Annotated in this window: 19 protein-coding genes; 11 read left to right on the forward strand and 8 right to left on the reverse strand. The window is 55.9% G+C overall.

All coding sequences use genetic code 11. The features are described from left to right. Positions 1-179: 179 nt before the first annotated feature. Positions 180-1,049: a 16S rRNA (cytidine(1402)-2'-O)-methyltransferase gene (gene rsmI, locus F6R98_RS01335; RefSeq protein WP_153247411.1), complete on the reverse strand. Its 870-nt coding sequence runs from the start codon at positions 1,047-1,049 to the stop codon at positions 180-182. A 176-nt stretch (positions 1,050-1,225) separates the two neighbouring features. On the opposite strand from rsmI, the gene F6R98_RS01340 reads away from it, so the two are divergent. From F6R98_RS01340 to nadC, 7 genes are all read left to right on the forward strand, one after another. Continuing rightward, complete coding sequence (locus F6R98_RS01340; protein ID WP_153247412.1) at positions 1,226-3,082, forward strand: penicillin-binding protein activator; 1,857 nt, start codon at positions 1,226-1,228, stop codon at positions 3,080-3,082. Next, positions 3,079-3,468 carry a YraN family protein gene (locus F6R98_RS01345; protein ID WP_153247413.1) on the forward strand — a complete coding sequence of 130 codons (390 nt, stop codon included), beginning with the start codon at positions 3,079-3,081 and terminating at the stop codon, positions 3,466-3,468. The genes F6R98_RS01340 and F6R98_RS01345 overlap by 4 nt, the downstream gene beginning before the upstream one ends. Then, positions 3,465-4,064, forward strand: a complete 600-nt coding sequence (locus F6R98_RS01350) for a phosphoheptose isomerase (RefSeq protein ID WP_153247414.1) — start codon at positions 3,465-3,467, stop codon at positions 4,062-4,064. The genes F6R98_RS01345 and F6R98_RS01350 overlap by 4 nt, the downstream gene beginning before the upstream one ends. Then, on the forward strand, positions 4,051-5,505 hold the full coding sequence (locus F6R98_RS01355; protein WP_153247415.1) for an FAD-binding oxidoreductase: 1,455 nt from the start codon (positions 4,051-4,053) through the stop codon (positions 5,503-5,505). Before F6R98_RS01350 ends, F6R98_RS01355 begins: the two co-directional genes overlap by 14 nt. Before the next feature lie 270 nt (positions 5,506-5,775). Beyond that, complete coding sequence (locus F6R98_RS01360) at positions 5,776-6,108, forward strand: YnfA family protein (RefSeq protein ID WP_153247416.1); 333 nt, start codon at positions 5,776-5,778, stop codon at positions 6,106-6,108. A gap of 39 nt (positions 6,109-6,147) precedes the next feature. Beyond that, the gene (locus F6R98_RS01365) at positions 6,148-7,080 is read left to right on the forward strand and encodes a Dam family site-specific DNA-(adenine-N6)-methyltransferase (RefSeq protein WP_228125027.1); all 933 of its coding nucleotides are present in this window, start codon (positions 6,148-6,150) and stop codon (positions 7,078-7,080) included. A gap of 9 nt (positions 7,081-7,089) precedes the next feature. Next, entirely contained in the window at positions 7,090-7,938 is an 849-nt protein-coding gene (gene nadC / locus F6R98_RS01370; RefSeq protein ID WP_153247417.1) for a carboxylating nicotinate-nucleotide diphosphorylase, read from the forward strand. A 111-nt stretch (positions 7,939-8,049) separates the two neighbouring features. Here nadC and F6R98_RS01375 read toward each other — a convergent pair whose 3' ends face one another. The 6 genes from F6R98_RS01375 to F6R98_RS01400 form a co-directional block, all read right to left on the reverse strand. Then, complete coding sequence (locus F6R98_RS01375; RefSeq protein WP_153247418.1) at positions 8,050-9,468, reverse strand: sigma-54-dependent transcriptional regulator; 1,419 nt, start codon at positions 9,466-9,468, stop codon at positions 8,050-8,052. Then, a complete protein-coding gene (locus tag F6R98_RS01380; RefSeq protein ID WP_194270086.1) occupies positions 9,465-10,922 on the reverse strand; it encodes a sensor histidine kinase in 1,458 nt (485 codons plus the stop codon). The genes F6R98_RS01375 and F6R98_RS01380 overlap by 4 nt, the downstream gene beginning before the upstream one ends. A gap of 11 nt (positions 10,923-10,933) precedes the next feature. Beyond that, entirely contained in the window at positions 10,934-12,571 is a 1,638-nt protein-coding gene (locus tag F6R98_RS01385; RefSeq protein ID WP_153247419.1) for a SulP family inorganic anion transporter, read from the reverse strand. A gap of 160 nt (positions 12,572-12,731) precedes the next feature. After that, positions 12,732-12,878, reverse strand: a complete 147-nt coding sequence (locus tag F6R98_RS01390) for a hypothetical protein (protein ID WP_153247420.1) — start codon at positions 12,876-12,878, stop codon at positions 12,732-12,734. Next, the gene (locus F6R98_RS01395; RefSeq protein WP_153247421.1) at positions 12,871-13,386 is read right to left on the reverse strand and encodes a hypothetical protein; all 516 of its coding nucleotides are present in this window, start codon (positions 13,384-13,386) and stop codon (positions 12,871-12,873) included. Before F6R98_RS01395 ends, F6R98_RS01390 begins: the two co-directional genes overlap by 8 nt. Continuing rightward, entirely contained in the window at positions 13,383-14,516 is a 1,134-nt protein-coding gene (locus F6R98_RS01400; protein ID WP_153247422.1) for a sialidase family protein, read from the reverse strand. Before F6R98_RS01400 ends, F6R98_RS01395 begins: the two co-directional genes overlap by 4 nt. A 242-nt stretch (positions 14,517-14,758) precedes the next feature. Here F6R98_RS01400 and F6R98_RS01405 point away from each other — a divergent pair, with 242 nt between their 5' ends. Together F6R98_RS01405 and F6R98_RS01410 are read left to right on the forward strand one after the other, a co-directional pair. Continuing rightward, on the forward strand, positions 14,759-15,775 hold the full coding sequence (locus tag F6R98_RS01405; protein ID WP_153247423.1) for an NAD-dependent epimerase/dehydratase family protein: 1,017 nt from the start codon (positions 14,759-14,761) through the stop codon (positions 15,773-15,775). A gap of 55 nt (positions 15,776-15,830) precedes the next feature. Beyond that, positions 15,831-16,949 (forward strand): Rieske 2Fe-2S domain-containing protein, encoded by a 1,119-nt coding sequence (locus tag F6R98_RS01410; RefSeq protein WP_153247424.1) that lies wholly within the window; start codon positions 15,831-15,833, stop codon positions 16,947-16,949. A 59-nt stretch (positions 16,950-17,008) separates the two neighbouring features. Here F6R98_RS01410 and F6R98_RS01415 read toward each other — a convergent pair whose 3' ends face one another. Next, positions 17,009-18,070 (reverse strand): GGDEF domain-containing protein, encoded by a 1,062-nt coding sequence (locus tag F6R98_RS01415; protein ID WP_153247425.1) that lies wholly within the window; start codon positions 18,068-18,070, stop codon positions 17,009-17,011. 434 nt (positions 18,071-18,504) lie between these two features. On the opposite strand from F6R98_RS01415, the gene F6R98_RS01420 reads away from it, so the two are divergent. Then, complete coding sequence (locus tag F6R98_RS01420; protein WP_153247426.1) at positions 18,505-18,783, forward strand: type II toxin-antitoxin system RelE/ParE family toxin; 279 nt, start codon at positions 18,505-18,507, stop codon at positions 18,781-18,783. 11 nt (positions 18,784-18,794) lie between these two features. Next, positions 18,795-19,109 (forward strand): HigA family addiction module antitoxin, encoded by a 315-nt coding sequence (locus tag F6R98_RS01425; protein ID WP_153247427.1) that lies wholly within the window; start codon positions 18,795-18,797, stop codon positions 19,107-19,109. Positions 19,110-19,382: the final 273 nt, after the last annotated feature.

Raw genomic sequence — 19,382 nt, forward strand, 5'->3', positions numbered from 1 at the left:
TCAGGAGTTTCATCGCCTTCTGCCGTCATAAATAACAACAAACAAGCAAAAAAAGCGCCATGCGCAGATCGTTGTGTTGCCGGGAAACGGCGCGGTCAACCCTGCCGTAAAAGCGACAATTTCCCTTGGTAATGCCGATTTGCGACAAAAGCGGCGTGTGCGGCGGCTTTGCCGCGCAGTCAGCGTTTTTCCTGTAGCGATAAGGCCGTTTTGTAGGCTATTTCCTTGCGCGCGCCGGTGATTTTGCAGCACAGCGCTACGGCGGATTTGAGCGAGCATTCTTCCAGCAGCAGCTCGAGCGTGTTCATCTGTTCATCGCTGAGAGTTTCTGTTGCGCGTATTTCTTCCGCGCCCTGTATCAACACCACGAACTCCCCGCGCTGCATGTAGGGGTCGGCTGCTATGACCGCGGCGGCATGCGCAACGCTGGTATTGACGATGGTTTCGTGCATTTTTGTCAGTTCGCGCGCGATGACCAGCGGCCGTTCCGGCGGGAAAATCCGGCCGATGTCCTCGATGAACTCCAGTATGCGGTGGCTGGATTCGTAGAAGCCCAGCGTTCTTTGCTCGCCGGTCAGGCTTTTCAGCATGCTCAGCCGCGCCTGACTGTTGCGTGGCGGGAAACCTTCGAAGCTGAAGCGATCGACCGGCAGGCCGGATGCGGACAGCGTGGCTATCAGCGCGCAGGGGCCGGGTATCGGACTGACGCGGATACCGTGGGTTCTGGCCAGCCTGACCAGCGGAAATCCGGGGTCGTTAATCAGCGGCGTGCCGGCATCGGAAATCAGGGCTGCCGATTGCGCCTGCAGCAGACGTTCCACCACGCGCTGCGCCGTTTGTTTCTCATTATGTTCATGCAGCGCGAGCAGCGGTTTGTCGATATTGTGATAATCGAGCAGCGGGCGGCTATGGCGCGTATCCTCCGCCGCGATGAAGTCGACCGTGCGCAGCACCTCTATCGCCCGCAGACTTAAATCACGCAGATTGCCGATAGGGGTGGCCACTATGTATAGTATGCCCTTCGGGGTGGAAGTATTGTTGCTATCCATCGAATAAAATCAGAACTATTTAAAAAGCGGTTGCGGCGGCCTGTTTAACCGGTATGTAGGAATCCGAATGCGCTCCATGTACACTCCGGTCCCTAAGGGCGGATATCTGGAGCGAATCGCGCCGGCTTCCTTGCCGCTATGCTTTTAACATACGTTCTTAGATAGAGTCCACGAAAATGCCAAACTTCAAGTATCTTACCGTAGCGCTTTTTGCGATTATCATCGCCGGTTGCGCCGGGCAGGCCGCCAGACAGTCGGATAATGCGCAGATCGCCGATGCCGAGGCGCGGCTGCGCGCCGGCGATTACCTGGGTGCCAGTCAGATTTACCAGAATCTGGAGGTGAATTCGGACGCGCCCGAGTACTATCGCATGATGGTCGCCTATGTGTCGTTGCGTTCTGGCAATACGCGTGAGGCTCAGGCATTGCTTGCGCAGGTGCTTCCCGACAAACTGGGTAGCGATGAACAGGCTTTCTATCAGGTATTGAGAAGCTGGGCGGATCTGAATCAGGGCAAAGCGAAGGATGCGATGGCGCGGCTCAACACTTTCAACGCCGATCAGCTGGCGCCGTCCAACCGGCGTATTTACTACAAGCTGCGCGCGTCGGCCTATAACCAGCTGGGCAATATGCTTGACAGCGCGCGCGAGCGTCTGAACTATGCCGCTCTGATACGAAATCCGGATGAGGCGCGCAAGAATAACGAGGCAATTTTCGAAACGCTGGATCGGGTGCCGGTCGCCACCTTGAAAGACCTGGTTCTTCAGGAAAAAACCGGAGATCTGGTCGGCTGGATGGATTTGGTGCTGTTGACGCATGCGCCGGAAAACCAGCGTTATAATTACTTGCAGACCTGGTTGCAGCGTTATCCGGGGCATCCGGCCACGGGGGAATTTATCGATAGTTTGAAAATCAAGCCCGGTTCCGGGGGAAAAACCCAGCCTGCTCAGCAGCCTCCGGCTGCGACGGGGGCCGTATCGCCGGCGCCCAACGGCAATGTAATCGGTGTGCTGCTGCCTTTGAGCGGTCCCTATGCTTCGCTGGCGCAAGCGGTAAAGGATGGAATAGAAGCCGCCCACAATGCGGATACCAGTTCTCCCAAGCCCCGATTGGAGTATGTCGACACGCAGAATGCCGATGTCGCCGCGCTCTACCGCAAGCTGGTGAGTTTAGGCGCGCGCGCGGTGATAGGGCCATTGACCAAGGAGGAGCTGGGCGTGCTGAGCAAGAGCGGCAACTTGAGCGTGACGGCTTTGGGTTTGAATCAGACCCAGGATGTCAACGCGGAAAAGATATACCAGTTCGGTCTGATTCCCGAGCAGGATCTTGAACAGTCCGCCGCGAGCGCGTGGGCCGACGGTTTCCAGAGCGCGCTGGTATTGGCGCCGTCTTCTGCGTTTGGCACGCGCATGAGCGGCTATTTTACCGACTACTGGAAAGGGCTGGGCGGCAAGGTTCTGACGGTGAAAACCTATAATCCCGGCGCGAGCGAATATACTCGCCCGGTTGGCGAGTTATTGTCCGCCGCCTCCCAGGCCGCGGGTCGCGCTTTTGTGTTTTTGATTGCCGATGCGCGCGATGCGCGTTTGATCAAACCGCAGATCGACGCCCAGCAGACAGCGCCTTTACCGGTTTTTGCTATGTCGCGCGTTTATGACGGGCATGCCGATGCCGCCATGCAAAATAAGGATCTTTCCGGCATCACGTTTTGCGATATTCCGTGGCTGCTGAACGACAAGGCGTCCGATCCGTTGTCGCTGACCTCGCTGCATACCCTGGCGGATAAAACTTCGGAAAGCGATCTGAGGTTGATTGCAATGGGTATAGACGCCTATAAGCTGTTGCCGCAGCTGGATATATTGAGAAGCGGCTCCCCGTACTCCGGATATACCGGACGTTTAAGCCTGCAGCCGGGCAACCGCATACGCCGCCAGCTCGATTGCGCCATGCTCGACGGCGGAACCTTGCGTTTGCGGGGGCCCGCGCCTAATGTACAGCCCGCCACGGGCGGCGGGACGATAGCGTCCCGATGAAGGGCGGCGCAGCGCGCCGGGATAATGCGCACCTGGTTTCCGGGCGGCAGGCCGAGGACTGTGCGCTGACGTTCCTGGAAAAAAATGGATTGCGGCTGCTGGACAGGAATTTTTTATGCCGGGGAGGCGAAATCGACCTGATCATGCTGGACGGCGTACAACTTGTATTCGTCGAGGTCAGGTTTCGCAGCAGCAGCCGTTTCGGCGGCGCGGCTGAGAGCGTCGACGGCCGCAAACAGGCGCGCATAGCGCGCGCGGCTTCGTGGTATATGTCATCCCGGCGTCTGGACTGTCCGGCGCGATTTGATGTGGTCGCGGTTTCGCCCGGTAACGAGGAATTAAAAGTGGATTGGATACCCGATGCTTTTCACGGAGGTGAATCGTGAACACGCGTGAACGTATACAGCAGCAGCTTGCTGTTAATCAGACGGTAATTGCGGCAGTTGCAGCCGATCTATCCGATGTGATCGAGCTGGCGGCGACGCGGCTGGCGGCTTGCCTGTTGAACGACAGCAAAATACTGTGCTGCGGCAACGGCGGCTCGGCGACGCAGGCGCAGCATTTCTCGTCGGAAATGCTGAATCGTTACGAGCGCGAACGTCCTGGACTCCCCGCTGTAGCGCTGACCACGGATACGGCTACGCTGACCTCGATTGCCAACGATTATCATTACCAGGAGGTCTTCGCCAGGCAGATAAGAGCGCTGGGGCAAGCGGGCGACATGCTGCTGATTTATAGCACCAGCGGCAATTCGGCCAGTATCCTGGCGGCGGTCCGTGCGGCGCACGACCGGCAAATGAATGTCGTCGCGCTGACCGGGCGGGATGGCGGCATATCGGCTACACTGCTGGGCGGGGCCGATGTCGAAGTGCGCGTAGCCAGCGACTCGACCGCGCGCATACAGGAAGCGCATCTGGTTATTACTCATTGCCTGTGCGATTTGATCGATCAACAGTTGTTCGGTAGCGATGTCATTGAATAACAAGATCGTATTGAGCGCCGAGCTGAAGCGTCTGCTGCCCGAAGGGCAGGTCATGAGCGATCCGGCCGATTGCTGGGTCTACGGCTACGATAACAGCCGCAAACATCATTTGCCCGAAGCCGTGGTGTTCGCGCATACCCATGAGGACGTGTTGAGCGTGGTGCGCTGGTGCAATAGCCGCCAGGTGGCTCTGACCGCGCGCGGCAGGGGGACCGGCACCACCGGCGCCACGGTGCCGGTGGCGGGCGGCGTGGTTTTGTCGCTGGAGCGTATGAACCGCGTGCTTGAAATTTCTGCGGACAACCGGTTTGCTCGAGTCGAGCCGGGTTTGACCAATCAGGCATTGCAGGATGCGCTGGCGCCGTTGGGGTTTTTCTGGCCGCCGGACCCTACCAGCGCGGCATTCTGCAGCGTCGGCGGCAATCTTGCCTATAATTCGGCGGGGCCGCGCGCCGTCAAGTACGGCACTCCGCGCGAAAACACCTTGGGGCTGCGCGCGGTAACCGGCGACGGGCGCGATATCCGCGTCGGCGTGTTTACCACCAAGGGCGTGGTCGGTTACGATTTGACGCGTTTGCTGATCGGCTCGGAAGGTACGTTGGCGGTCATTACCGAGGCGACGCTGAAACTGACGCCGCTGGCGCAGGAAAAGCGCACCCTGCGCGCCGTATACGCGACTGTCGACGCCGCTGCGCAGGCTATCTCGCGCATCATGGCGCAGCCGGTGACTCCGTGCGCGCTGGAGTTCATGGATTACAACGCGATCGAGATGATACGCCAGTATTCGACCAGCGATTTGCCGCAAAATGCCGGCGCATTGCTGATGATCGAAGTGGACGGCGCTTCCGCCGGTTTGAACGAAGCGGTGGAGCAGGTGGTTCAGGCCGCGCGTGTCGAGGGCTGTCAGGACGTGCGCGTTGCGCGCACGCGCGAGGAAGTCGATGCGCTATGGCAGACGCGCAAGGCGCTGTCGCCGGCCTTGCGCAAGGTCGCGCCCGGAAAAATCAACGAGGACGTCGTGGTTCCGGTCACCGAATTGCCGGCGCTGATTGTCGGCCTGAATCAATTATCAAAGCGCTTCGGTCTGCGTATCGTCAATTTCGGCCATTCCGGCAACGGCAATATCCATGTCAATATCCTGCTCGATCCGCAGCAGCCGGAGCAGGTAACGCGCGCGCACGAATGTCTGGCGGAGGTGTTTGCGCTGGTGCTCGCTCTGCGCGGCACCTTGTCCGGCGAGCACGGCATCGGGCTGGAAAAACGCAATTATATCGAGCAGGAGCTGGGCGCGGACGTGCTGGATTTGATGTCCGCGATCAAGCGTCAATTCGATCCGAACAATATCCTGAATCCGGGCAAGCTGCCGCGTGGCTATGCAAATAGCGAAGCGAGCACAGGCGCTCCTGTCCCTCCGGGCATGGGCATCCACACAAGTAAATAAGTCATTGTTTTTAATATAATTTAACTATGGGAGAGAGGCGGGAGTGAGGGTGTAAAGCGCTTGTTGCCTGCATCAAAGCTTTTGATAACTCAAACGCTTTTACCTTCACCCCAGCCCTCTCCCCCACAGGAGAGGGAACTTGTGTGGATACCCATGCCCTCCGGGAGAGGCTGGGTGAGGGAAACCGGGCGTGGCGCACGCGTTTGCATGATAGGGGGCGACGCTTGCGCCATGACCGGTTAGGCATTTCACTCACTATTGTACGAATCAATGTTTGCACTCAAAACCATCTCGCTTTTTCTTGTTACCGCAGTTGCGGAAATTATAGGTTGCTACCTTCCCTACCTCTGGCTCACGCAAGGAAAGAGCATATGTCTGCTGATCCCTGCGGGGTTCAGCCTCGCCGTTTTTGCCTGGCTTTTGTCGCTGCATCCAACAGCGGCGGGGCGTGTTTATGCCGCATATGGCGGCGTGTATATCTTTGTGGCCATTCTTTGGCTTTGGGCGGTTGACGGCATAAGGCCCACGGCTTGGGATCTGCTTGGCGCATCCGTGGCGCTTACCGGCATGGCTATCATCATGTTTGCGCCGAAAAATGCATAATAACGCCCTTGCTTTGGGCTTTTCGGTCCGGCGTCCATAATGATGAAATCAGGAGTCCCGCCGATAAAGTCGCAAGGCATAAAAACCAGGCTGGCGTCCTGGATACGGAGCATGGTTCCGCGCGATTTCAGCGGTACGTGGATAGAGCCGTTCATGGGTACCGGCGTTGTGGCTTTCAATGTCGCGCCGCGGCGCGCTATTTTATGCGACAGCAACCCCCATCTGGTTAATTTCTATGCCGGTATCGCGTCGGGTGAAATTACGCCCGAATCGGTCAAGGCCTATCTGGTTCGGGAAGGGGAGGCGCTGTTGTCCAGGGGCGAAGGTCACTATTACTTTGTCAGAGACCGGTTTAACGCGGAGCATGCTCCGCTCGATTTTTTATTCGTAAATCGCGCCGGCTTTAACGGCATGATCCGCTTCAATCGCAAGGGCGGTTTCAATATTCCGTTTTGCAGAAAGCCGCAACGCTTTGCGCAAGCCTACATAACGAAAATTACCAACCAGGTTGGCTGGGTTCGCCAGATTATCAGGGCAGGGGAGTACACTTTCAAATGCCAGGATTTTAGGCGGACCCTGGCGGAGGCGTCTTCGAGCGATATGGTCTACTGCGATCCGCCCTATATCGACCGGCATGTCGATTATTACAACGGATGGGGAGATGCCGACGAGCGGGCGCTGTTCGACAAGCTGTCCGGTTTTAACGGGAGATTTATTTTGTCGACCTGGCATCACAACGATTACCGGGAAAACGAGTATGTTCAAAGCCTCTGGTCCAAACATAACGTGCTGACGCGAGAACATTTTTATCATGTCGGCGGCAAGGAAAAAAACAGAAACCCTGTTGTTGAGGCCTTGGTTACCAATTTCGTCGCGGTTACGACGGAATATCTTGATGAAAATGCAGTGCTACGCCAGGAAATTCCGTTGCCGGCCCCGCCTGTTTTCTCAACCGCTTCCATATTAATGTGATTTACAGACATGACTGAGCCATTTGCAATCCCATCCGGTCTGTCCGGCGAAGTTGCGCGTTTTATCGCTGAAGATGTCGGCAGCGGCGATCTGACGGCGCTGATCATCCCTGAGCATCAGCAGGCCACGGCCGGCGTAATCACCCGTGAAGAGATGGTTTTATGCGGGCAGGCCTGGTTCGATGCGGTGTTTGCCTGTCTGGACCGGCACATCGTCGTCGATTGGCTGGCGCGCGACGGCGAGCAGCTAAAAGCAGGCGCTACCTTATGCCGGTTGAGCGGCAATGCCCGTGCGCTGCTGACCGGCGAGCGCGCCGCGCTGAATCTGCTGCAAACGCTGTCGGCTACGGCAACGCTGGCGCGGCGTTATGCGCAGGCAGTGGCGGGCTTGAACGTCAAAGTTCTGGATACGCGCAAAACCCTCCCCGGTCTCAGGCAGGCGCAAAAATACGCGGTGCGTTGCGGCGGCTGCCATAATCATCGCACCGGCTTGTATGACGGTATCCTGATCAAGGAAAACCACATTCTTGCCGCCGGCTCCATTGCCCGGGCGCTGGATCAAGCGCGCGCGCTGAACAGCGGCGCGCCGATAGAAATCGAAGTCGAAACGCTGGACGAACTGGATCAGGCGCTGGCCGCCAACGCCGAGCGCGTGCTGCTGGATAACTTCAGTCTGGAGCAACTTAATACGGCGGTAACGCGTAACGCCAGACGCGCGCAGCTGGAAGTTTCCGGCAATGTCGGACTGGAAAATATACGCGGCATCGCCGAAACCGGCGTGGATTTCATTTCTATCGGCGCATTGACCAAGAATGTGCAAGCCATTGATCTGTCGATGCGGATTAATCTGGATTCGTAACTATTTTTTCGTAACTATTTTATAGGAGCCGGCTTTAGCCCGCGAAAGCGGACCGCTTGCGAGCTAAAGCCAGCTCCCAAAGAGATAGGCAGCGGTAATTGAATGGTTATCTCAATCGTCCGCCCGATTATTCGGTATATCGATGCCATACTTGCGTATGCGGTAGCGCAAGGTCTCGCGCGTGGCGCCCAATGCGCGGGCCGTGGCGACGACATTATGTCCAGAGCGTTCCAGCGCCGTTTCTATGATATACCGGTCCATGTCTTCCAGGTTCATGCTGCCGTCCAGCGGGATGCTCAGCGATTCGAGTCCGTTCGCAGTGTCGGCGGTCTGTTTTATCCTGGTTTCGCCGCCGGCAACGCCGGGCAGTTGCAGCCATTGCGATGGAAAAACCTGGGTATCGGCAAACAGTACGCTGCGTTCCACCAGGTTGCGTAGTTCCCTGACGTTTCCGGGCCAGTTATAGGCGAGCAGCTTTTTCCAGACCTCGTCCGGGACAAAGCGAACCTGACGTCCCGATTTGGCGTTGAATTCGGCGATGAACAGCGGGACCAGGTCGTACAGGTCGTTGATCGAGTCCCGCATTGGGGGCAGCGACAAGCGGAATACGCTGAGCCGGTGATACAAATCGGCGCGGAAACTGCCGTCCTTGCTCATGGCTTCCAGGTCGCGGTTGCTGGCGGCGACGATTTGCACGTCGACGCTGATTTCCTTCTCGCTTCCCAGCCGGCGGATTTTACGGTCTTCTATGGCTTTGAGCAGTTTGGCCTGCAGATCAAGCGGCATTTCGCCGATTTCATCGAGAAAAATGGTGCCGCCGTCGGCTTGCTCCAGCAGTCCGCGATGGCGAGATCCCGCGCCGGTAAATGCGCCGGCTTCATGACCGAAAACCTCCGATTCCAGCAGTTCGCGCGGCAGAGCGGCGCAGTTCAGTTCTATGAAAGGCTGTTGCGCGCGGGAACCTGAGTAATGCAGGATACGCGTAACCAGACCCTTGCCTGTGCCGGTTTCGCCATCGACAATCAGGGCGCTGAACGGAACTCGCGTCAGTTTTTCCAGCATCGCGCGCACGCTCTGAGCCGCCGGGCTTTTGCCTACGTAGGCTTCCGGGCTGTAGCGTTTATGCCGTTTTTGCGTGTGTTCCAGCAACCGGCGTTGCGCATGGGCGCTACGCGCCGCGCTGGCGATGACCAGGTCGAGCCTATCCAGTTCGCACGGTTTCTCCAGAAAATCGTAAGCGCCTAATCGCAACGCGCGCACTGAATCGGGAACGCTGCCCATCCCGGTAAGCAGTATCCATTCCTGGCAGGTGTTGCTCTGCCGAATCTCTTCCAGCAAGTCCAGCGCATTGCCATCCGGCAAATGCATGTCGCTGAGTATCAGCAGCGGATCGAAATCCTTGCCGGAAAGTACTTCACGGGCATTGTGCAGGCTGGTTGCCCATTCCACCTCCCAGCCTTCCTTGCGATAGTGACGCTGTATTTCCGCGCCGAGCAGCATTTCATCTTCGATTACCAGGAGTGTATTCATGTCTGTTTATTGCGGTCAGCAAGGGTCAAACTCACGCGGGCGCCGCCTTTGCTACGATTCGCTATTTCGATCTGACCGTTCATGTCGTGTACGAAGCGTTGAACAACCGCCAGCCCCAGACCGGTGCCGCCTGCGCGCCCGGTGTTGAATGTGCGTATGCCGGTTTCCAGCATGCTGGCGGGAAAGCCGGTTCCATTATCTTCTACGGTAATGATTAATCCGTTTGCTGTTTTTTGCGCTTTTATGATAATAAAGCCCGCCTTCTCGCCCAATGATTGCGCCGAATTCAGCATCAGATTAAGCAGCGCCTGTCTGAGATTGGATTCCGGCGCCCAGCAGCTTATGTCCGGCGCGATATCCATTTGCAGGGAAATTTGTTCCGGTATCTGATAGCGTGTCAACGTTACCAGCTCTTTAACTACGCCGGCGAGATTGATTTCCCTGGCAGGCGGCGGTGTTTGCCTGCTTTGGTCGAGCAGGCTGTTGAGCAGGCGCGCCATGCGTTTCAATTCGGATCCGACCAGGTCGAGACGTTCCGCCTGATCCGGATCTTTTACTTCGCCGCGAAGGTTGGCGCAAGCCATTTGTATGCCGGCCAGCGGGTTGCGCAGTTCATGCGCCAGGGATGCAGCCAGTTCGCCTACCGCTGCGAGGCGTTCGGCTTGAGCAAGACTGTATTGCTGTTCCAGCAGCGCATGGGTAGCCGCGCGTACTTCTTCCTCAAGCGATTTTGCGTGGGAGCGTTTGGCTTCTTCCAGCATTTCCAGGTGGGAAATCATGACATTGTAGCTGTTGAAAACCGGCAGCAGCAGTGGATCGAGATGGCTGGTGTCGATGGGAACGAAATCTTCCTGCGCCAGATTCAGCAGCAGATGTTTAAGATCCTGCAACGGTGCAAGTATGCGGCTCCGCAGGAAAAACCAGGTAAGCATCAGGATCGAGACCAGTACCCCGGTTGCCAGTTCGAGTTCGGTCAGCGTATCGCGGCTGATACTTTCCAGTACGGTTTCGCGCTGTTCGGTTTCGCTGTCCTGCACCAGATGCATGATGCGCAGCGCCTCCAGCAGATCCTGCCGTCCCAGTTTTATCGGTTTGCTCTGGCTTTCGAACAGGGCCGCTTGTACGCGTTTCAGTCGCTCCGGCGTTTCCGGGGCCAGATGATTTTCGCTGCGTTGCAGTTCGTCGATTTTGGGGTTGATTTCGTATTGCCTGCTTTCTGGCAGGTCGAGGCCCGATAGCGAATCCATCAGTGCTTTTTGCAGGTTTAGCCCGACATTTTGTACCTGGTGGGAATAGCTGACATAGCCTTGAATCTGGTCGAAGCGTATCAGGTTACGCCAGATGGTGCCGCCGAGGATGGCTAAAACCGAGAGTACCAATACCAGCAGCAACAGGCCCCGCGCTTGCGCGGGGCGATCCAGTGTTGCCGTTATACTGGGTTTTGATTTGAGCATGGTCTCCGTTTTCAGTCCGTAGCCCGTCTTTTTAATGTTCTGGCCGCCAGGTGATGTTCGGACGTTGCGCTGTGGCGGTGTAATCCCTGGGTGGTACAGCTGCCGCCGCGACGTTCATAGTCTTCGGAATAGTCGTGAATGAACTCCATTACCGTGTGATCGACGCTGCTGGCCGATGAAAAGTCGAAGATCAGTTTTTTGCCGTCCGGGAGCCTTGCCAGTCCGCTTTTAAGAGCGAGATAGTTGGCGAAAAAGGCCGCGCCGTTGATATGAATGATATAGGTATCTTCATCGGTCTGTTCGATCCTGAAGTATAGCCGAAACGCATCGTGCCAGTTCAGACTGCGAACCACATGTATCAGTAATTCCGTGGCCATGCCTATAGCGACGCCGATCAGCAGGTCGGTTGCCAATACGCCGATAATGGTGGTGACGAATATCAGCAATTGTTCGTAGCCGATTGCCAGCGTTTTGATGAATGTGTGCGGCGATGCAAGCCGGTACCCGGTGAAAACCAGCAAAGCGGCAAGCGACGCCAGCGGGATTTCATGTATCAGGCCGGGAACCAGGCCGACAAACAATAGCAGGAACAAGCCGTGAAAAAAGTTGGCCCAGCTGGTTTTGGCATTATTGTCTATGTTTGCGGAACTGCGAACAATTTCGGCTATCATCGGCAATCCTCCCACCAGGCCGGATAGGGTATTGCCTATGCCGACCGCGGTCAGATCCTTGTTGAGGTCGGAATAGCGCTTGTAAGGATCTAGCTTGTCGACGGCTGCCGCGCTTAACAGGCTTTCCAGGCTGCCGACCAGGCAAATAGTGACGACTTGCACCCAGAATGCGGTTTCGCTTATTTTGGAAAAATCGGGGAAATAGAAACCGGCCATAAAATTGTCAGGGATGGCGACCAGAAATTTAGGTCCGAGGGCGATGTCGTTATAAACGATATGTTCATGATCGAGGTCGAAGTATTGTCCCAGGATAATGCCGAGGATGACGACGACAATGGGCGCGGGAATCATTTTCAGGTAACGGTTGCTGGTTATGTTCCACAGTACCAGAATAAGCAGTCCTGCTCCGCCTATTAAGGCAATATCAGGATTCAGGTGGATGATGCTGTTGGGGATAGCCGCGATGGTTCCTATCAGGCTGCCTGCGTCGGGTTTGACGCCCAGCATGACATGTATCTGCTTGCCCATGATGATGATGCCGATCGCCGCCAGCATGCCGTGGACGACGCCTGACGGAAAAAAGGCGCTCAGTCTTCCCGCCTTGAGCAAGCCCATCGCTGTCTGGATCAGGCTGGCGATGACTATGGCTGCCAGCGTGTACTTGTAGCCGGCCATGGCGTCGCCTTTGCCGAGTTCCTGCACGGAATCAAGGATGACGACGATAAGCCCCGCAGCCGGGCCGTTGATGGTGACATAGGAACCGCTGAGCCGGGAAACCACCAGACCGCCTATGATCGCGGTGATAATGCCGGCCATGGGAGGAAAGCCCGAGGCCATTGCTATCCCCAGGCACAGCGGCAGGGCAATCAGAAATACCAGAAAACCGGATATCAAATCGCTTTTCCAGTTTTGGATCAGGCCGGGTATGCCGGTCAGCGGTGGCGTGTTCAAAGCGGCGGGTTGAGGTGTGTGGCTCATGTTATTTTTTCCTGGTGTCGGTTTGGCGCTTGTAAAGAGAAAGCACTATTTGCGCCAGAGTTCATTCGGCAGATGCTGCAGGTATGGGTATACGGCAGCTGCGGCATTTTTGTCAGCTTTCAAGTTTAAACGATTGCATGCGTTTTTATAGCCGGCGCTATTACTGCAGGCGCGGCGCGATATCGAGTTCTCGCAATATGACGTTAACTGCCGGTCCAGTATCAAAGAGATCGGTATTGTCGTTTTTAATCCGGATGATTGCCTGCTCTGGTGGTTTTTGCGCATTCCGGTGGGTGAATTCAACCACGGGTCGTTTCCACCCGGGCGCGCCATGACCAGGCCGAAGGCATAAACAGCAGCGCAGCCCACGCTAACGGATCCAGCATGACATTCCACAGGTTGTCGCTTTCCAGTATACCGGCCCGGCGCATTGCCAGCCCCAGCAGCCAGGCCAGTATCAACGGTCGATGTTGCGCCCGCCAGGCAAGCGCCAAGCCCAGGCCCAGCCAGAAAAGTAAAGCGCGCGGCGCGTCGCCTGCCGCGTAAAAATCGGTGGAGATAAATCCCAGCGTCGAGGCGTACAGCAGCCCTCCGCCGATCCAGAACCACAAGGCCAATGGCAGAGTAACGGGGAGACGCCGGCGTAATCCCGCTAAGAGTCCCAGGCTTGCGAGGCTGGGCGCGCTCAGTATGCCCAGCAGCCATGGAGAGCCGAAAATGACGGCAATGCCCAAGCCTTGCAGCCAGTAGTTTTTGCGACGGCCTGCATGGACCATAAGCATTCCGGCCAATATCCAGAGCAATAAACCGGTCATTTCACCCCCTCATCCAGCCAGGCTGTGTTAAAACGCAGATGACGGATTTCCTTACGCTGCCAGGTGTAGACCAGGTCGGTGATGTTGTGCTGCGTAACCAGACAGGGATAAGAAAACTCGCCGCTGCTTTCATTTTCCAGTACGCGCAATGTTTTCCAGTGTCGCCCATCCGTGGAAACGGCAAGAGCAAGCTGACCTCGTCCTTGACTGGTCGGATTGAGCGCCAGCAAAAAGCGCCCATCCGCCAGCCGGGTCAGTGCGACGGAAGCATCCGGGTTGGGAACTTCCAGCGTTTCCGGCTGGCTCCAGCGCAGGCCGCCGTCGTGCGTTTCCTGATACAGCAATTGCCCGGCGGCGCTGTTGCGGAGCAAGGCAAAGGCTGAAACAGGGTTGATTGCCTCCAGCGCGGGCTGCAGGTTTTCTCCTGCCGTATTCATGCGGATTTTTCTGAGCAATCGGTTGCCCGCATCGAACTGAAGCAGTTCGCTGTTTTTTCGCGCCAACTCGTGATATACCGGCAGCAGGTATCCGCCGTCGGACAGAGGAGCTGCCTGCGTTCGCACCAGAGTGGAAATATTGAGAAAAGGGCTGGTGACCAGTTTTTTTGCCGGCTGCCAGTGAAATCCTCCATCCTGCGATTGCATGCGGTTCAGGCTGCTGAGCGACCAGCCGCCCAGAGACACGCTGACGTAATAGAGATTGATGGTTCCTTGCCGATCCACTACGGCGACCGGATTGCCCAGTTTTTTGATATAGCGCAATTCATCCCGAGCGGTTTGACCGGGCGTAGTCAGTTGTTCCGGCGAACTCCATTGGCCGGTTTGCGCGCTGTTACGCGCGTACCAGATAGCGACGTCGCCCGCGCCTTCCCGGCTGCCGGCAAACCAGAAGGCCAGCATTGTTCCGTCTCCCAGTCTGGCCAGTGTGGCGCTGTGCGCGGATGCCGCAGGCGCTGTCAGGCGGTGTGTTTGTATAAACGCGGCTGCGTCAGGCGCCGTTGGCTGAGCGGAGGTGGCGGCAGGCAACTCGAATTGCGGAGGTTCGGGTTGTGGTGTGGCGTTTACCGCAAGCAGCGCGATGCCCGCCAGTGCAAATAGCGCTGATTCCAGGGAAAAATCGGTAAGTTTCATTCCAGGGTTACGGTCGGTATTTTGGTGCGAACTTGAGCCAGATCAACGTGCCGATGGAGCAAATAGCGGATACTGCTGCTTGTCTTACCTGAAGCGGGACGAATTTTCATGGCGCGTGCGATTCAATGAATAAAAAGCAAAATATGCTGATCTGTGCCGTTAAAGTGTACACTATTACGTTTTATGCGCACGCGTCAGCAGACAAGAGCGTAGCGGGCGCCGCGATTTGGATGTGATGTTGCATGAGTAGTCGGAAAATACTGGTAACCGGCGCCACCGGGCATCTGGGGGCGAATCTGGTCAGGCGTTTGCTCGCCGATGGCGAAGATGTTCGCGTTATGATCAGAGGCTGCCACGATAAGCAGGCGGCTTTGGATGGGCTGGAAGTCGAGCAGGTCGAAGCCGACCTGGTGGATAGCGACGCGGTAGCCGCCGCTGTGCAAGGCTGTAAGCAGGTTTATCATTGCGCCGCGCTGGTATCGACCATAGACGGCGATGCGGCGCACAAGCGGCAGGTGTACGATACCAATGTGCGCGGCGCCATACATGTGCTGGATGCGGCGAGACGGCACAATGTCGAAAAGGTTGTGGTTTCGGGTTCCTTGAGCGCAACCGGTCACGATCCGGCGACGCCTAGCCATGAGAATATGCCGTTTTATCCTTTCGATCGCCAGTTGCCCTATGGTTTCAGCAAACACCTGGTCGAGCACGAATGTCTGCGTGCGCATGCCGACGGCCTGAACGTTGTGGTTGCGACATCGTGTGCGATTATCGGCCCCCATGATTACGTTCCTTCGCGCTTCGGCCGCGTGTTGATTGATTATGCCCATCGAAAGCTCGGCGCCTATATTCCGGGCGGCTTCGAGTTCGTATCCGGGCGCGATATCGCCGAAGGCCACGTGCTGGCGATGCGCAACGGGCGCTCCGGGCAAAAGTACATTTTCAGTAGCGCTTATTCCTCAGTTGATGATTTGCTGGGAATTTTTCGCGAAGTAACCGGACAGCCCTTGCCGCGTTTGCGTTTGCCGCCGGTTATAATGGCGGCGGTTGCGGAAATAACGGACAAAACCTGGTTTCGTTTTTTTCCTAATGCGCCGCGCCGCTTTACCCCGGCGGCCGTGCGCCTGCTGAGCATGCACCGGCGCGTCACTCTGGATAAGGCAAGACAGGAACTGGGTTACGAACCCACCGCTTTGGCCGACGCGGTTCGCGATGCTTACCAGGACTTTGTCGGCCGCGGCGTAATCACGCCGCGTTAAGCGCCGAGAGTGCGTTGCTAATTCCACAGGTTTCCAATGATGAGAGTCCGTTATCATGATTAATGCAGAACCCATTACCACCCGTCCGGCGCCCGGATTCGACGAGGCTAAAACAGTACGGCAAAAGGCGCGTGCAGCCGGAATGAACCCTGATTACTGGTACGCGGTGGAATACGAACACGTCTTAAAAAAAGGCTCGGTGAAAGAGGTGATCTTCTGGGGCAGTTCGATTGCGCTTTATCGCGGCGAAGACGGCCGGCTTAGCGCAATAGAAAACCGTTGTCCGCATCGCCATTTGAAGCTGAGCCACGGCGTGGTCGAGGGCTGCACGCTAAGGTGTATTTATCACGGCTGGGCATTCGACCCTAGCGGGACGCTGGTGGATTATTCTCATGACAGCTTCGGCAAGCCGATGATCAAGCGGCAGTTGAAGACATATCCGCTTCGTGTTCAGTATGGCCTGATCTGGATTTTCCCCGGAGACCCTGCCAAGGCCGATGAGCGTTCCATACCCGATATTCCGGAAGTTCAGGGAGACGAGCCCTGGGCCAACTTCACGGTTGATTTTACCTGGGATGCCCATCATTCCATGATTATCGACAATATTTCCGATTTTACCCATGCATTCCTGCACAGAAAGTATCGGCCGTTCAGCAACGCCATATTGAATCACTACGAGTCGGATGATAACCGGGTGTTTTTGACTTACGATACGCTGATGGCGGGCGGTAAAATTTCCGGGATGTTTGTAGACAGGGAGCGCGCTAATACCCGTTCCATTGAGTTGTGTTACGAATACCCGTATCAATGGTCCAGTACCGGAGGCAAAATTCGTACCTGGTGTTTTCTGGTTCCGGTCGGCGTCAGGAAAACGCGCGCGTTTTTCCTGTTTTATTTCGATGCGATCAAAATCCCGTTTTTGCCGATAAAATTGCCTCGCGCGCTGCAGGAGCTGGTGCTGAAACTGGCAATCCCATTGGTTTTCAAGCCCATTTTGCTGGAGGATTCTTTAGCGCTGGAAGCCGAGCAGGTGGGGTACGATCAGCATTGGGATGCTGCGCCTATCGAGATCAATCCGGTGGTGCCGTTGTTCCAGCGGCTTACTACGCGCAAATGGGAAGAGTTTCTTGCGCAGACGCCGTCGCAGCCTGTTGCAGCGAGTGAGGCGGAATAGGAGGGGTGGTGTGACCGGGGAGGATGGGCGCTCTAGCCCCCTCCTTTTGGGTTGCCGGGTTAAAACAGCTCTATGTCGGTGTGTACGGTTTTTTCTGCCACGAGTCCCTGTTCCTTTAGCGATTCATAGCGCTGAACCTGATTGCGGCCATGTTCTTTGGCAAAATAGAGCGCCTCGTCGGCATGCCCGATTACCTGACTGGGTGAGTCTGAAGGGGTTACCATGGTAAAGCCGATTGAAATCGTCACTGTCCCTACCTGCGGGAAGTCATAAGCCTCCATTTTCTTCCTGAACTGTTCGAGCCTTTCGTATGCGGTTTCTTCGTCTAGATTGCGCAGCAGCACGATAAATTCCTCTCCGCCGAAACGGTATAAACGATCATGGCGTCTAAACGAACTGCGCATGATGTTTGCCATCAGTATCAGTACTTCATCTCCATAAAGGTGGCCGAACTGGTCGTTAATACGCTTGAAATGGTCGATATCCACCACTGCAAGCCAATGTTGCTGCGAGTATTGCCGTGAGCGGCGCTCCAATTCCGTTGGTTGAGCCTCTTCGGATTTGGTGTGAAAATCGCTCATTTCCTCGAGTAGCGAGCTAAACCCCTGGTCAAAGGTTTTTCTGTTGTGCAGGTTGGTCAACGTGTCGCGCTGGCTGTCTTCCAGCAGGCTGAGGTAGTTGCGGAATACGGCCAGTATCCCTCTGAAAACATCTATTTCCGTGAGTTCGAAGCGGGTTGTCCTGGATAGCTCGAAAATGGATATGGGGGTATCGTTAACCATGATGGGAATACAGCACAGGTACAGGTTACCCACCTTGGCGTTGGTTATGCTGGTAGTGTTTTGTAAAATCTCGATAAACAAAGGATGCTCGGATAGCGGCTTGAATTTGACGACGGCTTCAAACTCGTTTATGTGCGGCTCGTCTTTTTTGTAAATTGCGGATAGGGAGATATAAAAGTTCGATTCGCTGCTCGAAATATCATAAAGCCTGATGCTGTCCACGCTGACGAAGGCAATCAGCGAATCCATGACGCTTTTTTGCAGTAGCGTAGAGTCGCGGTGACGAGTCAGGTTATCAAGGTGATGTAGCAGGCTGGGGGATGTCTGTTGTTTGTCCATCCGATATTCCTTGGCTGCTTAAAATATGGCCGAATGCCTTAAGCAAACTGCGTAGCGAGCTATTACTATGCTATAGCCTATCATTCTAATACGCCCGCATTGCGATAATCAATATATCGCGCTTGGTTTAAAGGGTAGGCGGTGCACAGCCGTTTGCCGGCTGCTTTTATTCAAAGAGTACGCTGCCGATTTGTCCGTCGCCAGGCGCGTCTGGGCTTGTCGACTATCAGGACTACCTCGGGAAATCCGGGCCGATATCATCCGCCGCTAATCAAGTCGAGATGGTGCGGTTTCTGCTCGCCGCCGATCAGATACGCGCAAATCTACCGAGCTTTGGCGCTACCGAAAAGAAAGTCACTCCGATCACCAGCCGAAAAAAGGCCAACGCATAACAGCATATTGATAACTGAAACGCTACGCTATACAATTATCCTATGATAAAAACATTCAGGCACAAAGGGCTTCAAGCCTTTTTTGAATCAGGCAGCAAAGCAGGCATACAGCCACATCATGCGCCGCGCCCGCTGCGACAACTGGCCCGCCTTGATCTGGCAACGTGCGCCGCTGATATGAATATCCCCGGCTGGGGCTTGCATCCGCTTATAAGCAATCTGGCCGGACACTATTCCGTTTCGGTTAATGGTAATTGGCGCATGACCTTTACCTTTGAAGGTGAGGATGCCGTACTGGTTGATTATCAGGACTATCACTAGGAGCAATGAAGATGACTCGAAATAACCCGCCACATCCCGGCGAAACGCTGAGAGAGGACGTGCTACCCGCTTTAGGCTTGACCATCACCGAAGCCGCTACCCAGCTCAACGTAACACGCGCCGCGCTGTCCCGCGTGCTAAATGGACGCGCAGCTATATCGCCGGAAATGGCGTTAAGGCTGGAAGGCTGGCTAGGCGTGGAGAACGGCGGACGGGCTGACTTATGGCTGGCGCAACAAGCCACCTATGATTTATGGAAGGCACGGCAAACTGGTGCGCCACAGGTACGGCGTGCTGTTATATCGCCCACCGTATTGACTATTTGACGTGCGCCGATCAGAAGCAGGCCAGCGCATGATAGAGCGACATTATGGGCGCTTGCTGTCTTCCTGCACCGCTGACCGGATACGCGCTTGCGAGCCGGAGTAACTCAAGGAAGAACACGGTGCGTTTGCCTTTTCCTCGTCCATCTCTGACGACCTTGTCGGGTCTTGCTTAAATAACCCCGTTTCAGAGCCAATGTGGTCGGCGAGCCATGGCACGTTTTTACATAGAGCCTTTTTACATAGAGCCTTTTTACATAGAGCCTTTTTTGTCCT

The sequence above is a fragment of the Candidatus Methylospira mobilis genome (assembly GCF_009498235.1).
Lineage (GTDB): Bacteria > Pseudomonadota > Gammaproteobacteria > Methylococcales > Methylococcaceae > Methylospira > Methylospira mobilis.

Excerpts from the sequence above, each read along its gene's own strand:
- nadC (WP_153247417.1), top strand. The coding sequence starts at position 7,090 with ATGACTGAGCCATTTGCAATCCCATCCGGTCTGTCCGGCGAAGTTGCG.
- F6R98_RS01360 (WP_153247416.1), top strand. The coding sequence starts at position 5,776 with ATGTTTGCACTCAAAACCATCTCGCTTTTTCTTGTTACCGCAGTTGCG.
- F6R98_RS01340 (WP_153247412.1), top strand. The coding sequence starts at position 1,226 with ATGCCAAACTTCAAGTATCTTACCGTAGCGCTTTTTGCGATTATCATC.
- F6R98_RS01365 (WP_228125027.1), top strand. The coding sequence starts at position 6,148 with ATGATGAAATCAGGAGTCCCGCCGATAAAGTCGCAAGGCATAAAAACC.
- F6R98_RS01375 (WP_153247418.1), bottom strand. The coding sequence starts at position 9,468 with ATGAATACACTCCTGGTAATCGAAGATGAAATGCTGCTCGGCGCGGAA.
- rsmI (WP_153247411.1), bottom strand. The coding sequence starts at position 1,049 with ATGGATAGCAACAATACTTCCACCCCGAAGGGCATACTATACATAGTG.
- F6R98_RS01395 (WP_153247421.1), bottom strand. The coding sequence starts at position 13,386 with ATGACCGGTTTATTGCTCTGGATATTGGCCGGAATGCTTATGGTCCAT.
- F6R98_RS01405 (WP_153247423.1), top strand. The coding sequence starts at position 14,759 with ATGAGTAGTCGGAAAATACTGGTAACCGGCGCCACCGGGCATCTGGGG.
- F6R98_RS01410 (WP_153247424.1), top strand. The coding sequence starts at position 15,831 with ATGATTAATGCAGAACCCATTACCACCCGTCCGGCGCCCGGATTCGAC.
- F6R98_RS01425 (WP_153247427.1), top strand. The coding sequence starts at position 18,795 with ATGACTCGAAATAACCCGCCACATCCCGGCGAAACGCTGAGAGAGGAC.
- F6R98_RS01420 (WP_153247426.1), top strand. The coding sequence starts at position 18,505 with ATGATAAAAACATTCAGGCACAAAGGGCTTCAAGCCTTTTTTGAATCA.
- F6R98_RS01415 (WP_153247425.1), bottom strand. The coding sequence starts at position 18,070 with ATGGACAAACAACAGACATCCCCCAGCCTGCTACATCACCTTGATAAC.
- F6R98_RS01385 (WP_153247419.1), bottom strand. The coding sequence starts at position 12,571 with ATGAGCCACACACCTCAACCCGCCGCTTTGAACACGCCACCGCTGACC.
- F6R98_RS01345 (WP_153247413.1), top strand. The coding sequence starts at position 3,079 with ATGAAGGGCGGCGCAGCGCGCCGGGATAATGCGCACCTGGTTTCCGGG.
- F6R98_RS01400 (WP_153247422.1), bottom strand. The coding sequence starts at position 14,516 with ATGAAACTTACCGATTTTTCCCTGGAATCAGCGCTATTTGCACTGGCG.
- F6R98_RS01380 (WP_194270086.1), bottom strand. The coding sequence starts at position 10,922 with ATGCTCAAATCAAAACCCAGTATAACGGCAACACTGGATCGCCCCGCG.
- F6R98_RS01355 (WP_153247415.1), top strand. The coding sequence starts at position 4,051 with ATGTCATTGAATAACAAGATCGTATTGAGCGCCGAGCTGAAGCGTCTG.